11 protein-coding genes are annotated in these 16,346 nt (G+C 41.8%); 6 read left to right on the top strand and 5 right to left on the bottom strand.

Translation table 11 applies throughout. The features are described 5' to 3' along the window. Positions 1–51: 51 nt before the first annotated feature. From ACUXV0_RS11295 to cobA, 5 genes are all read right to left on the bottom strand, one after another. Positions 52–1,419 carry a CmpA/NrtA family ABC transporter substrate-binding protein gene (locus ACUXV0_RS11295; protein ID WP_446189656.1) on the bottom strand — a complete coding sequence of 456 codons (1,368 nt, stop codon included), beginning with the start codon at positions 1,417–1,419 and terminating at the stop codon, positions 52–54. A 29-nt stretch (positions 1,420–1,448) separates the two neighbouring features. Further along, the gene (locus ACUXV0_RS11300) at positions 1,449–2,732 is read right to left on the bottom strand and encodes an alginate export family protein (protein WP_446189657.1); all 1,284 of its coding nucleotides are present in this window, start codon (positions 2,730–2,732) and stop codon (positions 1,449–1,451) included. A gap of 429 nt (positions 2,733–3,161) precedes the next feature. Next, positions 3,162–4,589, bottom strand: coding sequence for a rubredoxin (locus tag ACUXV0_RS11305; RefSeq protein ID WP_446189658.1), 1,428 nt, complete (start codon positions 4,587–4,589; stop codon positions 3,162–3,164). A 2-nt stretch (positions 4,590–4,591) separates the two neighbouring features. Then, the gene (locus ACUXV0_RS11310) at positions 4,592–8,134 is read right to left on the bottom strand and encodes a molybdopterin-dependent oxidoreductase (RefSeq protein ID WP_446189659.1); all 3,543 of its coding nucleotides are present in this window, start codon (positions 8,132–8,134) and stop codon (positions 4,592–4,594) included. Then, on the bottom strand, positions 8,127–8,882 hold the full coding sequence (gene cobA, locus ACUXV0_RS11315) for a uroporphyrinogen-III C-methyltransferase (protein ID WP_446189660.1): 756 nt from the start codon (positions 8,880–8,882) through the stop codon (positions 8,127–8,129). The genes ACUXV0_RS11310 and cobA overlap by 8 nt, the downstream gene beginning before the upstream one ends. A 225-nt stretch (positions 8,883–9,107) precedes the next feature. Here cobA and nirB point away from each other — a divergent pair, with 225 nt between their 5' ends. From nirB to moaA, 6 genes are all read left to right on the top strand, one after another. Further along, entirely contained in the window at positions 9,108–11,639 is a 2,532-nt protein-coding gene (gene nirB, locus ACUXV0_RS11320) for a nitrite reductase large subunit NirB (protein WP_446189661.1), read from the top strand. Between the two features lie 69 nt (positions 11,640–11,708). Further along, on the top strand, positions 11,709–12,044 hold the full coding sequence (nirD, locus tag ACUXV0_RS11325) for a nitrite reductase small subunit NirD (RefSeq protein ID WP_446189662.1): 336 nt from the start codon (positions 11,709–11,711) through the stop codon (positions 12,042–12,044). Then, on the top strand, positions 12,041–13,504 hold the full coding sequence (locus ACUXV0_RS11330) for a histidine kinase (RefSeq protein WP_446189663.1): 1,464 nt from the start codon (positions 12,041–12,043) through the stop codon (positions 13,502–13,504). The genes nirD and ACUXV0_RS11330 overlap by 4 nt, the downstream gene beginning before the upstream one ends. Next, positions 13,504–14,163, top strand: coding sequence for a response regulator (locus ACUXV0_RS11335; RefSeq protein ID WP_446189664.1), 660 nt, complete (start codon positions 13,504–13,506; stop codon positions 14,161–14,163). Before ACUXV0_RS11330 ends, ACUXV0_RS11335 begins: the two co-directional genes overlap by 1 nt. Continuing rightward, positions 14,150–15,277, top strand: coding sequence for a cysteine desulfurase family protein (locus ACUXV0_RS11340; protein WP_446189665.1), 1,128 nt, complete (start codon positions 14,150–14,152; stop codon positions 15,275–15,277). Before ACUXV0_RS11335 ends, ACUXV0_RS11340 begins: the two co-directional genes overlap by 14 nt. A 67-nt stretch (positions 15,278–15,344) precedes the next feature. Next, entirely contained in the window at positions 15,345–16,325 is a 981-nt protein-coding gene (gene moaA, locus ACUXV0_RS11345) for a GTP 3',8-cyclase MoaA (RefSeq protein ID WP_446189666.1), read from the top strand. Positions 16,326–16,346 lie beyond the last annotated feature (21 nt).

The following is a 16,346-nucleotide window of genomic DNA, read 5'->3' on the forward strand; positions in this document are numbered from 1 at the left end:
TTTTTGATAAAGAGGCTCTTTGACTCGCAAGCCAAAGAGCCCGGAAAAATTCTAGTCTTTATTACCTATTGCGAAATTACTTAGGTAGCCTATCGGATCTTTACCGTCATAGGTTACGCCATCGATAAAGTCAGCAGTAGGTGACTTATAGCCATCTGTTTCGGGAATATCTTCTGCAGGAATCTTCCCTTCGGCTACCAGCTCATTTGCTGCTTTAAGCCATACATCTGGTCTGTAAATGTCTCTGATGGTTTCATCGTACCACTCTTTAGGCTTTTCTTCAGGAATCTGTCCCCATCTTCTCATCTGAGTAAGGAACCAAACTCCGTCAGAGTAGAATGGATATGTAGCGTTATACTTGTAGAATACATTGAAATCAGGCATTTCACGCTTATCACCTTTCTCAAACTCAAACGTACCTGTCATTGAGTTTGCAATAACTACAGAGTCAGCACCTACGTAATCAGGCATTGAAAGTATACCTACAGCTTGTGGTCTGTTGGCTGGATCATCCAACCACTTACCAGCTCTGATTAAGGCTTTAGTTACCGCCTTAGCTGTATTTGGGTTCTCTTCTACAAATTTCTTTGTCATTACAAAAACCTTCTCAGGGTTGTTCTTCCAGACGTCATAGTTCGTTGTTACCGGCACACCGATTCCTTTAAACACTGCCTGCTGATTCCAAGGCTCACCTACACAATAACCGTAGATAGTACCTGCCTCAAGTGTAGCTGGCATTTGTGGCGGAGGAGTCACAGAAAGAAGAACATCAGCATCAATCTGACCTTGAATATTATCAGCAGTATAGAAACCTGGGTTAATACCAGCTGCCGCTAACCAATATCTGATCTCGTAATTATGCGTAGATACCGGAAATACCATACCCATTTTGAAAGGCTTACCGCCATTCTTATACTCTTGAATTACCGGCTTCAAAGCATCTGCTTTGATAGGGTGAATAGGCTTACCATCAGCACCTTTAGGCACATTTGGCTTCATTTTAGCCCATACATCATTGGAAACAGTAATACCGTTACCATTCAGGTCCATTGAGAATGGAGTTACCAGTTCTGCCTGACGGCCAAAACCAGCACCAGCCGCAATTGGCTGACCAGCCAACATGTGTGAACCATCTAGCTCGCCATCAATTACACGGTCAAGAACGTTTTTCCAGTTAGACTGTGCTTCAATAGTTACGTAAAGGCCTTCATCTTCAAAATATCCAAGCTCTTTTGCAATGGCCAAAGGTGCCATATCTGTAAGCTTGATAAAGCCAAAAGTAAGCTGTGGTTTTTCAATCTCAGCACCTACCGCTACGGCTACTTCTTCGCCCTCAGAGGTCTCAGATGAGCCACAAGACTGTAGAAACAAGCCTAGAGCTAAAACAGGTGCAAACCATTGTAAATATTTTCTTTTCATGAGTATTTCTAATTATATTTTTTTCTTAATTATTTGTCAGAGCTAAATAGTGTAGGCTTAAAGGTGATCATAGCCCACGCCCAATTATTAGACTTTGAGTTTCCAGGTCTTAATGTTGTTAGTGTTTCTGTGCCAAAAAGTTGAGAGAAGCCCAGGTTCAGTGTTACGTCTTTTCCGATTTTCTGAACATAAACCAGGTCTATCTCAGTACCCATCGCTTTTTCAATTACACCACCAGATTCAGTAAGTTGTTCTGATCCTGTAAGGAATTCATGTGCGTGTGCTAGTAGTGCACCTTTACCTAACTTAAACTTGGTTTTAAGGTATATATCCTGAACACCTACATTACCATTAGCTGGCCCTACAAAGAAGTAATCCATGAAACCGTTATGAGCGTGGTTGGTACCAAAATCAGGGCTGAAGTTTGTGATGGTAGAAGAAGCATCTGAATCATCTTTACCAGAGATATATTCATAACCAATTGTAATAGGCGTAGCTTTCGTTTTGAAAGTAGCGTTTACACCTGCCAATAAGGCATTAACTTTTCTCTTTGACAGTTCACCTGTCTGATAATATACATCAGCTGCCAGCTTCACTTTGCCTACATTTTTTGAACCGATAAATCCAAAGGTCTGCTTAAATGACATGGTAGAATCAGCATTCTGACGTCCATCATTCAAAGCAAGTAAAGAGAAGGCTCCGGCTTCAAAATCCTTGTGTAACCATGCATACTGCATTGTTTTGTAGTTTCCTCCTACTGAGTAGAAGTTAGCAGCAGGTCTTTGTAAAAAACCAGGCTCTGCAATATCCTGATCAGAGTTAAAGGCGAAACCGATGTCTAATTTCAGCTTGCTGGCTGCATCATTAATTTTGAACAAAAGAGCATCGTGTCTTCTACCTTGCTGAGCCCACTCAAGACCTCCTAAAAAACGCTGATTATCGTAAGAAATAATTTGGCGACCAGCCTTAATTCCTACTTTCGGAGAAAGCTGTAATTGTCCCCAGGCTTCACTTAAGAAAGTAGCACCCGGCTCACTTTTAAAAATTTGGCCTGTCTGCCCCCAGAATCTAACGTCCTGAAAAGCCAGCTTCAGCTGATACTTGTCTTGCTTGTAGTCTACATAAAGTCTACTTCTTTGTTCTGTAAACACTGCTGGTTCAAATCCATCTGAGGTTGGAGTTTTAAAACCATTTCTAAATTCGGTACGGGGTCTTACTTCGGCCGAGAGAGTAAACTGGCCATAGGCACTACCTGAAGCCAAGCCTCCTATTAGAAGAGCGGTCAGATACTTGATGCCAATTAATTTTTTCATACTTTTGAGAAGTTTAAGTTTTACTTATTCTACTTATAGCCCCTTTCGGACCACGAATCCACTGGGGCTTTTTTATTTGATCAACTAAGTATTAATACTCAATTGATTGATATTCGAATTAAGTACTATTCAGTCTTATCCTCAAAGTATTTAATGAGTATTTGGTATAATTAAGGGCATGTTCTTTATTTATTACAAGTCAATTTAAGAATATCACAAATTGATAATTTTGCATATTCTCAAACAAGCATTATCAAATCGATTTGAAATATCACAAGTACAAACTTTTATTCTGTTTTGAATCAATAAAAAGGTATAATATTTTACAAGCCTCAAAACGCACCCCCTCAAATCACCACTAAGTATACTCAAACAAAAAGCCCTCCGAAGAGGGCAAATTGTATCAACTCAAACCGAAAAGAAGATTCATTAAGTATTTTCCACAAAAAGAGAAGAGGCTAAAGTTTTTTTCTGGTACTCATTCTTAGAAGAAAAGCACACGGGGCAGGTATAGTCATCATCGACCTCTGAAAACGGAGTTCCCGGCAGAATACCATTTACCGCATCTCCGAACGCATCATGATATACCGTTTTACAATTTTTGCACTCATAGACCTCCACCAGCTCTACATCTTTTGACTGCACAGAGCTTTGACCTGGTTCTGGCTCCTGATAAAAAGCGATATGCTCATTAAACTCCAAAACGGAACGTCTCAATTTCTCAGGCAAATTGAAACCAAGTACATTTTTGGCGTAATACGCCACCTCTCTTCCATTTGGATCATAATCTCTGGTATAGGTGATGTCATAAAAGCTCAATCCCAGGTATTTCTTTCTCGTCACCAGAATGCTTGCAAAAACCTCAGTGCCGGGCCTTGTCTTTATACCCAGACAGATACCAAAACTCCTTAAATCTTTCTGGTTAAAATACCTCACCAGTCTGGCCTTTAGCTGGAGGGCAGAGGGAGAGTCATCTTCTATCTGCCAATTCAATTCATTGGCGGCATGACGTACATTAATATCATGCTTTGCCAAAAGACTACTCCACTTTGGTCTATCCTTATTATCAATGTTTTTGATAATGATTGACTTCCACGGCGTAAGGCAAACCTCCCCGATTTTAGTCTCTATACACAGCGTACACAGATCAATCAGAAAGTTGATTTTGAATACCTCATTTCTCCTGTAAATACCGAGCCACGACTTCCTGCCGTATCTGTTAAAACCTTCATAATAAGGAAGTGTAAATTGAGGAAGCTCCAGCTTGCGGTCAATCTCAGATGAGATCACCTTTGGTAAACCTTCAAAAGGGGTTTTATTTTGAAAATGGTTTACCTCAATTTTTTTGGCGATGGCCGCCAGCTCGGTACTATACAGAAGTTCGTCGTACTCTATAAGATCATTACTCTTTGGCTTTCTGTAATACAGGTGCCAAAAGTTAGGCTTGGCTGAGGATATAAAATTGATGTGACCAGAGAAAAACGGCGTAAAACTTTGGTCATTATCTGAAATGTTAATCTTCAGCTTTGGATTAAAATCAAAACCGTCAAAAACATCTTTATAAATACCTTCAGTAAGCCAATTCCCAGACTGAAACACCTCCTCTGCCACATAAGAACTAACCACATTCGGATGAGGATTACCATCGATATAGTGGTCTATACCAGCCTTTTCCATTCGCTGGTTAAATGTTTTTTCATGAAGTACAGAAACCTTAAAAATCAACTGCTGCCTTAGACCAAACCTTAGATCAGACACCTCACAGATTCTTAAAATCTCCAGTAGGTTTCTAAGCTCACCCGGCGATGCAATACCACCCAGATAATTCACCCTAACTACATTAAAGTCCTGTATCATCTTTAAACTTTTACTGCTTTTTCACTCAATTCTTTTATCTGCTGCTCTCTTTGAGTAATCTCAATGATAGACCTCACTTCTGGTCTGCAAGATCCACAACCTGCTCCTGCTCCTGTAGCATCACATAGTTTTGCAAAATCACAAATTCCGGCTTCTATTTTCTGCTTCAGATTTCCTTCACCAACGCTATTGCATGAACATACCAATCTACCTATAACCGGCTCGGCCTTTTTACCTGAGCGAAGCAGCTCTAGCCTTTTATCTGAAAGTTCGATTTTGTTAGCAATAAGGTCTTTGAATTCCAGGAACTCAGATTTATCACCAATGAGAATCGCTCCTACTAGTCTATCATCCTTAATCAGACATTTTTTGTAGTAGTGCTTCGCCTTATCTAAGAAGATAACCTCTTCATAAGTAGGGTCATTTGCCGGAGTTTCTATTTCACCCAGAGAGCATAAATCAAGCCCCTCCATTTTTAAGATATTCATTGAAAGGCTACCTCTATACGGAGATGAAATATCACCGGAAATAAATTTAGCAGCTACCTCTGCCTGCTGTTCAGCGGCCGCAGTTATTCCCCACATTTCACCACGCCATTGAGCTATTTCGCCGCAGGCAAAAATGGATGGATCTGAGGTTTGCATGTAGTCATTGACTACAATTCCTCTATTACACTCCAAGCCAGACTCTTTGGCAATTTCTATACCTGGTCTGGTACCAGCCGCCACTATCACCAGAGAACAATCCAGCTTGTGACCAGATTTAAGTCGGACAGATTCTATTTCTCCGTTTCCGAAGAATTGCTCTACCTCGTCATTATAAAAAACCTCAATGCCTCGGCTAATAATTTCTTCATGTAAAATGGAGCTGCCCTGTACATCAAGCTGGCGATCCATAAAACGACCGATTCTCTGAACCACCGTTACCGGCATACCTATCTCTCTTAAAGAGGCCGCCATCTCTAAACCAAGAAGCCCCCCTCCTACGATAACCGCCCGGCCATTCTTAGCAATAAATGGCTCAAGGGCATCTGCGTCCATACGGCTTCGCATATTGAATATCCCTCCCATTTTAGGGAAGTTACCCGGCATAAAAGCTCGGCTACCCATACCCAGGAATAACTTGTCATAACTATGCTCATCGCCATTAGAATCTACCACAACCTTGTTTTTGCGGTCAATGTGTCGAATACTTACACCCTTGTAAACTCTGATGGCATTATCATTAAATTGCTCTTCTCTCAGTTTTACCAGCTGCTCCCATCGCTGGGTTCCGCTAACATAATCGGGCAGCATAACACGGTTATAAAAAGGATAAATCTCCTTCGAAAAAACCTTAATCTCATCACTGAAATTGAGCTTTCTGTAGGTATTGATAAAACCAAGACCAGCAGAACCGGCCCCTATCACAATTATCTTCTCAGAAGGCTTCTTATATAGTTCTATCTGAACTGCAGAGTACTTAAAATCAGGCTCTTTGGAGATTGGATCTACCTTGTCTCCGGTCAGTTCATTTGCCCTCCCTAAATTACTTTTCAAAATTTTACCCCAGTGCATCGGCATAAAGCAGGTACCTTGGCGTACATCCTCAGTCACTTCTACTTTTACCCTCAGCTCCCCTCTCAGCCCTTTAACACTTACCAGCTTCCCATCTTTAATTTTTCGCTCGGCAGCATCAGCAGGATTCATTTGCACAAAAGGCTTGCTTTTGTGCTGATTCAGCCTATTCACCTTCCCGGTTTTGGTCATGGTATGCCACTGGTCTCTTACTCTACCGGTAAGCAATACCAACGGGAAATCTTTTGAGGTAGACTCAGAGGTATTCACTCCTTTTACAGGAAGAAGCCTCGCCTTTTTATCAGAGGTATAAAACTGATGGTCTGTAAATAAACGACTTTGAGTTTGACCATTCTGTGTATACGGCCATTGCAAAGTGCCCTTGCTTAACAAATCATAACTCACCCCGCTACAATCGATATTAGTACCGATTGTGGTTTTCTTGTACTCATTATATATATCTGATGGATGGCTGTAATCAAAAGACTCGCCCCATCCCATTTTCTCAGCAAACCTGCAAATGATTTCTGTATCTGGAAGTGCCTCTCCTGGAGCCTCCACTACCTTATCCAGCTTTGAGATTCGGCGTTCGGCATTGGTCATGGTACCTTCTTTTTCTGCCCAGGCAGCGGCCGGCAAAACCACATCTGCAAAAGCAACCGTGTCAGAGTTGCCTGAAATATCCTGAACCACCACAAAAGCCGCCTTATTCAGGGCATTTTCAATCTTCTTCAGGTTTGGCAAACTTACCAGAGGGTTTGTACAGACAATCCACACTGCCTTTAACTTTCCACTTTCTAAGGCATCAAACATCTCGGTAGCAGATAAGCCAGCCTTTGTAGAAAGACCCTTAACCCCCCAAAGGCTTTCCATCTCCTCTACATGAGTAGGATTTGTGAAATCACGATGAGAAGCCAACATGTTCGATAAACCTCCAACCTCTCTACCTCCCATGGCATTGGGCTGACCCGTCAAAGAGAAAGGACCATTCCCCGGCTTTCCGATTTTACCGGTAATAAGCGAGAGACTAATCAAAGAAAGGTTTTTCTCTACGCCTATAGCAGACTGGTTTAAGCCCATAGTCCACATGCTCAAAAAGCCTTTTGCTTTAGCAATCCACTGAGCCGTCTGCTTGATACTCTCAACAGAAATGCCGCAAAGCACAGCATATTCCTCAATTGTCTTTGAGCAAACTTCCTTTTTATAGTCCTCAAAACCTAAAGTAGACTTCTCGATAAAGGCAGGATCTACCCAGCCATTGTCAATCAGCTCTCGCCCAACAGCATTATTAAAAAACACATCTGTACCCGGTAAAAGCGGTATATGTAAATCAGAAGAAACAGCAGTTTGTGTCTTTCTGGGATCCAGACAAATGATCTTCACATCAGGATTAGCCTCCTTATGAGCCTCCACCCTTCTCCATAAAATAGGGTGACACCAAGCCGGATTACCACCTTCTACTAAAATCACATCACTTAACTCAATATCATCATAACAAACAGGCACAGAATCTTCTCCCAAAGTCTTTTTATAGCCCACTACCGCCGAGCTCATACAGAGCCTAGAGTTAGTATCTATATTATTACTCTTAATAAACCCCTTCATGAGTTTATTCCAGAGGTAATATTCTTCAGTAAGACACTGACCCGAAACGTAAAATGCTACAGAATCAGGCCCGAATTTTTCCATCAAAGATTTAAAGACGGCTGCAGTTCTATCCAAGGCCGTATCCCAGCTAACTTTTTGGCGAGGCATGGCTCTGCTGTATCGCATCTGAGGATGAAGTAGCCTATCTGAGGTATCATTAACAGTATAGTGAAGATTCATCCCCTTTGAGCATAGCATACCTCTATTTACAGGATGATCCTTATCTCCTTCAATCAGAATATTACCATCAGTCTTTTTGATGATATCTACGCCGCAGCCCACTCCGCAGTAGCTACAGGTAGATTTATACACCTCTTTTTTGATTAACTTACTCTCAGACATAAGCATTGATTTGTCTATTTACTTCTGATTTCAAATACTCAGGAGAACACTTCACTGTTTCTCCAAAAACAATCACCGCAGGATTAGACACTCCTTCTTTTTTTGACTTCTCGGCGATTGTACCAACCTCACCCACTACCATTCTTTCACGATCTGTGGACCCTTCCTGAATAATAGCCGCCGGCAGGTCTTCCTTTCCTGCATCTATAAAAACCTGACATATCTCAGCCAGCTTGCTCATACCCATAAGTATGATAACTGTGGCGTTTGATCTGGCTGCCAAATACATATCTTCAGGTAGCTGGCTACTCTTGGTATGCCCTGTCAATACCCAGAAACTTTCGCTGACACCTCTTTTTGTTACCGGCACTCCAGCAAGACAAGGCACCGCTACTGAACTGGAAATACCTGGCACTAACTCTACCTCAACTCCATACTTTTCAACCATTTCCATCTCTTCAAACCCTCTCCCAAACACCACGGGATCTCCACCTTTAAGCCTGGCCACATGTTTGCCAGCTTTTACATTTTCCAGAATGATTCTATTGATTTCATCCTGAGATACTGAGTGCATCCCCTTTCGCTTACCTACATATATTAGTTCTGCTTCTGGTTTCACATAAGTCAGAAGAGACTCGTTTGCCAATGCATCATACATTACCACATCTGCTTCTCCCAGTATCCTTACGGCCTTCATAGTTATTAACTCTGCATCTCCTGGCCCCGCTCCTAAAAGTGATAATTTCATAATGAGTATTTATACTTATTTTCTAATTCTTAACAAATGAAACAATTTAAAATTAAAGTTCCTATTGATGCCATAATATTTTTATTATATGCTATTTATTAGTGTTTTATTTTGCTATTATTAATTATTGCCATACATTTGAATCACTAGTAAGTACTCATTTGAACAAATTTTAGAATTGAGTATAATTATTAGTTGTTTTTACATAATTAATGCTATTTGCTAATGGAAAAGTGCAAGATCGTAGTAGTAGGAAATGGAATGGTGGGTTACAAATTCTGTGAGAAGGCCGTAAACTCCCCTATTTATGATGACGTAGAATTAGTGGTTTTTGGCGAAGAGCCCAGACCAGCATATGATCGCGTTCATTTAAGTGCCTATTTCGGTGAAAAAACCTTAGAAGAACTCACCATGGCTCCTAAGGAGTGGTATACTGATAACGGAATCAAACTTTACCTGGGCGATTCTATCACAGAGATAAACCCTGAGCAAAAGACAGTTACTTCTCACAGAGGAGTTTCTGAGACATACGACTATCTCATTATGGCTACAGGCTCTGGAGCCTTTGTTCCTAATATACAAGGTGTAGGCATGGATGGTATTTTTGTTTACCGTACCATTGAAGATCTTGACTTGATGAAAGCCTATGCTCAAAAGGCCAGCAGAGGTGTAGTTATAGGTGGTGGCCTTTTGGGTCTGGAAGCAGCAAAAGCGTTATTAGATCTAGGTATTAAAGATGCACATGTGGTGGAGTTTGCCCCTAGGTTAATGCCAAGGCAAATTGACGATAAAGGTTCTTCTATCCTGGAAGGTAAGCTGAATGAGCTGGGCATAACCGTGCATTGCAGTAAAAATACAGCCCGATTTAGTGGCGAAAGTTCAGTTACAGGCTTAGAGTTTCATGATGGACAATTCCTGGAAGCTGATATGGTCGTCATCTCTGCAGGGATAAGACCTCGTGATGAAGTTGCGGGTAAGGCCGGCCTGGAAGTAGGGCCTCGAGGTGGTATTCTTGTTAACGAACAAATGCAAACCTCTGACGAAAATATTTTTGCCATAGGTGAGTGTGCTTTATATGATAATATGATTTATGGCCTGGTAGCTCCGGGTTATGAAATGTCAGAAGTGGCATTTAACTCAATTGCCGCCAAGCTTGATAAGCCTGCGATCTCCAAAAAGGTAGAGTTTACAGGATTTGATATGAGTACTAAACTCAAGCTAATCGGAGTAGATGTAGCCAGTTTTGGTAATGCCTTTATTGAAGAGCCAGATTGCCAGACTATTGTTTATGAAAACAAAGCAAAAGGCATCTACAAGCGTGTTAACATTGATACACATAATAAAAAATTACTTGGTGGTATCTTAATTGGCGATGCTGAGCAATACAATATGCTGCAGCAGGTCTGTATAAATGAATTGCCTATCCCTGCAGATCCTGAAGATATGATTTTGGGATCAAGAGGAGGCGAGGATGAAGGTGCTGGGGTAATGGCTCTTCCAGACAGTGCTCTAATATGTTCGTGTGAAGCGGTCTCAAAAGGCGATATCATTGAAAAAATTAATGATGGGTGCCGTACAATAGATGAAATAAAAAAATCTACCAAAGCTTGTACAGGCTGTGCCGGCTGTGTGCCTTTAGTTCAAGACCTCGTTAGTGGGGTGTTAAAAGAGCAAGGAATTATAGAACGTAAAGTTATCTGTGAGCACTTTGACCATACCAGACAAGAGCTTCTAAGCCTCGTCAAAATGAAGGGTCATTTGACCTTTGACGAAGTACTGAAGGCTCATGGAACCGGCGACGGGTGCGAAAAATGTCAGCCAGCCGTATCCTCAATTTTGGCTAGTCTTTGGAACGATAATGTCCTGGAAAAGGGTCGTGATGTATCGCAAGATTCAAACGATAGATTCCTGGCGAATATTCAAAGAGGTGGAACATACTCTGTGGTACCTCGTATTCCTGGTGGGGAGATCACCCCAGACAAGCTAATTGTGATCGGTGAAGTGGCAAAAAAATATGGTTTATACACCAAAATCACCGGTGGTCAGAGAATTGATATGTTTGGTGCACACGTGGGTGACCTGCCTAAAATCTGGGAAGAACTGGTAGCCGCCGGCTTTGAGAGTGGTCACGCCTACGGTAAAGCCTTAAGAACAGTAAAGAGCTGTGTGGGTACTACCTGGTGTCGTTTTGGGGTACAAGATGCCGTAAGCTTTGCTATTGAAGTAGAAAACAGATACAAAGGACTCCGATCTCCTCATAAACTGAAGTCAGCAGTTTCTGGCTGTACCAGAGAGTGTGCAGAGGCCCAAAGTAAAGACTTTGGAATTATCGCCACAGAAGCAGGCTGGAACCTGTACGTCTGCGGAAACGGAGGAACCCGACCTCGCCATGCAGACCTTTTGGCTACAGACCTGAGCTCTGAAGATTGTATAAAATACATTGATAGATTCCTGATGTTCTATATCAGAACGGCAGAACCACTTCAGCGTACAGCCGCCTGGTTAGATAAACTAGAAGGTGGTATTTCTTACCTCAAATCTGTGGTAATTGACAATGTTTTGGGCATCAATGATGAACTGGAAGCTGAAATGGATTCACTGGTAGGAAAATACAAATGTGAGTGGAAAGAGGTGGTAGAGACTCCTGAGCTTAGAAAACGCTTTACTCATTTCGTAAATGCACCGGAGGTCAAAGACCCGAATGTAGAATTAGTTCCAATGAGAGATCAGGTAAAAGCAGCAGACTGGAACGCCTAAACATTTTAATAACAAGTGGGGTGACAGTCTTCCGGACCCTCCCAAACACAAAAAGATATGTCTGAAGTAATGGAAAAAATAAATTGGACGCTGGCTTGTAAAACAGATGATGTGCCAGAAAACGGTGGAGCCTGTGTTTTGATCAATGAAGAACAGATAGCCATTTATAACTTTACACGTAGAGGGGAATGGTACGCTACTCAAAACTTATGCCCGCATAAGCAGCAGATGGCTCTCTCGCGTGGAATGATCGGCTCTTCAGATGATACACCGAAGGTGGCGTGTCCGTTTCATAAAAAAACCTTTTCTTTGGAGTCAGGTTCCTGCCTCAGTGGCGAAGAGTACAGCATTAAAACTTACCCTATTAAAATAGACAACGATTTAGTTTATATAGGAGTGGAATGACGCAGGACGATGAAATAATCGACGGCGTCAGTATGAACTCAATAGACGAGGCAGTATCTAAAAGACTTACTATACAGTACATTATTGCCTTGTCTCTGGTGGCTATACTTACGCTCGCCGGGCACGGCCTTATCCAGTTTATTCTTAGCAATAACACAGATAGTAGCCGTATAATTAACCTTGCCGGAAGGCAAAGGATGCTTTCTCAAAGACTTACCAAACTGGCGATTCTTCATCAAACCAGTCCTGACCATTGGAACACAAATCTTGATTCAGAATTTGAAGAAAGTCTGAGCGATTGGGAAACCGTACACAAAGGACTAAAGGACAATGAACTGGTTGAAGAAAAGCGGTATCAGGTAAAAAACAATGCGACCATAGACAGTCTGTTTATTGCGATTACACCGTCTTACGAGACGATGATCTCAATTTTTAAAGGCCAGATTACCGGTGAGTCAGATGCTGACCTGACTACACTGCTGGAGAGTGAATCTGTTTTTCTTGACACAATGGATAGTATCGTTTATGAATACGACCATCAAAGTGCAAGAACCCTCTCAAACCTCAAAAAAATAGAATTCCTTATTCTGTTTTTAACCTTGGCTACCTTGGTTATTGAGTTTTTATTCATTTTTCAGCCTTTGTCAAATTATGTCAAAAAGGTGATCAATGAGCTCATTGACTCTCGTGAGAAATTAGAAGATACTTACAGCCAGTTATCCGTCTCTAATAGAATGCTCAAAACAATTCAGGAAGACTTGGATAAGGCTATCAAAGAAAGATACGAGCTCAAAAGGGCCGAAGACAAGGTTAGATCAGCTTCACTATTAGAAGGACAGGAAGAGGAGAGAAAGCGAATTTCCAGAGAAATTCATGACGGGCTGGGCCAAATGCTCACTGGTGTTAAGCTAGGCCTGAGCCGACTTAAATCTGCAGATGTATCTGAAAAATATCAGAAAGCCTATGAGCAGACCCGAGAACTGCTCAATGAAACCATTGACACCTCCAGGGCGGTCTCCTTTACACTTATGCCAACAGTTCTCAATGACTACGGCATCTCTTCTGCCTTGAAAATCTTGGTTTCTCATAATACCTCTCCTGATATCGAGATAGAACTGGATATTGACGAGCCCGAAAAGAGATACGATCAGAAGCTTGAGATTGCCATTTATAGAATTGTTCAGGAAGCCCTCAATAATATCATGAAACATGCTCAGGCGAGTATCGCGAAAGTGAGCCTGAACCTCAATAATGATGCTCTGGAGCTCAGTATTACAGACAATGGCGTTGGCTTTGACACCAATGAGCTTAAGCAAAGCAGGATGTCTTTGATCCATAATGGTATCGAAAACATGAAAACAAGGACGGAGCTTCTGAATGGCTCATTTAAACTCACTACAATCAAGGGTGGCGGAACCGACATTTTCATTAAATTGCCGGTGAAACCAGTAAATGAGTAATGTCTGAGCCTATTAAACTTCTTCTTGTAGACGACCACGAGGTTGTAAGAAAGGGAATGAAATTTCTTCTGGAAGAAGAAGAGGGATTAGAAATTACCGGAGAAGCATCTGACGGACAAGAGGCCCTTGAGAAAATACCTGTTCTGGAACCGAACCTCATACTTCTGGATGTAAACATGCCGGGCATGAACGGCATTGAGGCCGCAAAAAAAATCAGGGCTCGATTTCCTAAAGTTAGAGTGCTGATATTCTCTATGCATAATGACCCAGATTACATTGTCAATAGTGTCACAAATGGTGTAGATGGGTATATTCTTAAAGATGCCGAGAAAGAAGAGATCTTAAAGGCAATGAAAACTGTGCATAGTGGTGAAAAATACTTCCCACCTGAGGTATCGGCCATTCTTGTTTCCACTCTTCAAGGTCAGGGTATTCCTAAAGCCAAAGTGAATAGATCTGAAAGTGTGCTGGATAAGCTTTCTAAAAAGGAGAAGGAGATCCTTCGTTTTATTGCCGAAGGACTTAGCAGTAAAGACATTGCTTTAAGACTCACGCTTAGTATTAGAACCGTGAGTAACCACCGTGCCAATATGCTCAAGAAAACGGGCTTGAATAATACTGCCGAACTCGTAAGAATGGCGACCAATGAAGGCTTCTGATCTTCCCATCTATCTTGATTTTGCTGCCACCACGCCCGTAGACCCTGCGGTAATGGAGAGTATGTTACCTTGGTTTACAGAGTCTTACGGAAACGCCGCCAGCAGATTTCATGCTTATGGCTGGCTGGCTGAAGAGGCTGTAGATGAAGCAAAGAAAAGCATTGCCAAGCTTTCTGGTTTTGGGTCAAAAGAAGTCATTTTCACCTCCGGAGCTACAGAATCTATCAACCTTGCGTTGACTGGCTTTTTTGAGAAACTAAATTTCAAGGGAAAATTAGTTACGGTTCAAACAGAACATAAGGCTACCATAGATACGGCACACTATCTGGCAGAAAAGGGAGTTGAAGTCGTTTATCTGCCAGTAAATGAAGCAGGCCAAATTGACCTCCAAGAACTTCAGTCACACCTGGCCTCAAACACTCGTTTGGTATCTATAATGCAAGTGAATAATGAGACCGGAGTCCTTCTTCCTGTTGATAAGGTTATTGACCTCTGCAAAGAGAAAGACATAAAAGTACATATCGATGCTACTCAGGGAGCAGGTAAGTTGGCAATACCCAATGCAGACTTCGTTAGCTTTTCTGCCCACAAAATTTACGGGCCAAAAGGAATGGGCTGCCTTCTGGCTAAAAAAGATATTGCATTCACGCCTCAAATTCACGGCGGCAAGCACCAAAGAAATCGCCGCAGCGGCACATTGAATGTCGCTGGCATAGTTGGTTTAGCTGAGGCCCTTAAATTAGCCGAAAGTAAACGAGAGAAAGAGCATGAGAGGCTAAACAACCTTACTCAATTATTAGAGAACAGCTTAAAAAGTGCCTTAGATAAAGTACAAATCAATGCTGAATTTAGCCCAAGAGTCCCGGGCATTAGTAATATTTGCTTCAAAGGGGTAGATGGAGAGGAAATACTACTGCGAATGTCCAAAATAGCTGTTTCAAATGGCTCGGCATGCAACTCAGCCTCCACAGAACCATCTTATGTATTGAGAGCAATGGGACTTTCAGAAGCTGATGCGTTCTCTTCAATTCGCTTTAGTCTGGGTAGATTTACTACCGAAGAACAGATCAAAACCGCGGTGGAACACGTTATACAAACAGTGAAGGCATTTTGAGAGAATCGTTCTTAAAACTTTATCAAAGTAGATGTAAATTGGCAAAAGCCAAAGAGGAAAAAGAAAGATGATAAGAGACAACCATGGCAGACCTATCAATTACTTGCGACTGGCAGTGACAGATCGCTGTAATCTGCGTTGTTTCTATTGTATGCCCGAAGAGGGAATCAAGTTTTTGCCCAAGCCGCACTTATTGACCTTCGAAGAAATGGTGCGTATGGTCAGCATCATGGCCGAAATGGGCATCAATAAGGTTCGCATTACCGGTGGAGAGCCTTTCGTCCGAAAAGATATGATGCAGCTATTGCAAAGTATCACGGAGCTGAATGGAATTGAGCAAGTGAATATCACTACCAATGGTGTGCTAACTGCTCCTTTGGTACCAGAATTAAAAGCTCTTGGAATTTCTTCTGTCAATCTCAGCCTAGACACTCTGGACCGTCAGCGGTTTATTGATATGACTCGCCGAGATGAGTTATCAAGCGTACTGAAAACGCTAGATGCTCTACTGGAGAATGATATCAAAACCAAAATAAACGCCGTAATCATGGCGGGTAAAAATGATGAGGACATCATTCCGATGGTAAAACTGGCAAAGGACCTTCCAGTGTCGGTAAGGTTTATTGAAGAAATGCCCTTCAATGGAAGTGGTATCAATAAAGAAGCCTTTATGAGTCATACCCGAATTATTGATATGATTCGTGAGACTTACCCTTCACTTCATAAACTTCAAGATGAGCCAAATTCTACGTCTTATAATTACGCGATCAATGACTTCAAAGGCTCTGTAGGTGTTATTGCGGCGTTCAGCCGTACTTTTTGCGGTACGTGTAATCGCATCAGAGTGACACCTACCGGTACACTTAAAACCTGTCTTTATGATGACGGAGTTATGAATATCAGAGACCTCCTTAGATCTGAAAATGATAATGGAGTCATCAAAGAAAAACTGTACACAGCCTTTACTAACAGAGCCAAAGATGGTTTTGAAGCCGAGTCTCTGAGATCTGCAGAAGTAACAGAGAGCATGACCACTATTGGAGGTTAATTAAGCTCAGTTCCCTATCAC

The sequence above is a fragment of the Jiulongibacter sp. NS-SX5 genome, assembly GCF_052828545.1.

What these genes read in the sequence shown, in the direction of transcription:
- ACUXV0_RS11295 (WP_446189656.1), bottom strand. Translation starts at nt 1,419, where the DNA reads ATGAAAAGAAAATATTTACAATGGTTTGCACCTGTTTTAGCTCTAGGC.
- ACUXV0_RS11300 (WP_446189657.1), bottom strand. Translation starts at nt 2,732, where the DNA reads ATGAAAAAATTAATTGGCATCAAGTATCTGACCGCTCTTCTAATAGGA.
- ACUXV0_RS11305 (WP_446189658.1), bottom strand. Translation starts at nt 4,589, where the DNA reads ATGATACAGGACTTTAATGTAGTTAGGGTGAATTATCTGGGTGGTATT.
- ACUXV0_RS11310 (WP_446189659.1), bottom strand. Translation starts at nt 8,134, where the DNA reads ATGTCTGAGAGTAAGTTAATCAAAAAAGAGGTGTATAAATCTACCTGT.
- cobA (WP_446189660.1), bottom strand. Translation starts at nt 8,882, where the DNA reads ATGAAATTATCACTTTTAGGAGCGGGGCCAGGAGATGCAGAGTTAATA.
- nirB (WP_446189661.1), top strand. Translation starts at nt 9,108, where the DNA reads ATGGAAAAGTGCAAGATCGTAGTAGTAGGAAATGGAATGGTGGGTTAC.
- nirD (WP_446189662.1), top strand. Translation starts at nt 11,709, where the DNA reads ATGGAAAAAATAAATTGGACGCTGGCTTGTAAAACAGATGATGTGCCA.
- ACUXV0_RS11330 (WP_446189663.1), top strand. Translation starts at nt 12,041, where the DNA reads ATGACGCAGGACGATGAAATAATCGACGGCGTCAGTATGAACTCAATA.
- ACUXV0_RS11335 (WP_446189664.1), top strand. Translation starts at nt 13,504, where the DNA reads ATGTCTGAGCCTATTAAACTTCTTCTTGTAGACGACCACGAGGTTGTA.
- ACUXV0_RS11340 (WP_446189665.1), top strand. Translation starts at nt 14,150, where the DNA reads ATGAAGGCTTCTGATCTTCCCATCTATCTTGATTTTGCTGCCACCACG.
- moaA (WP_446189666.1), top strand. Translation starts at nt 15,345, where the DNA reads ATGATAAGAGACAACCATGGCAGACCTATCAATTACTTGCGACTGGCA.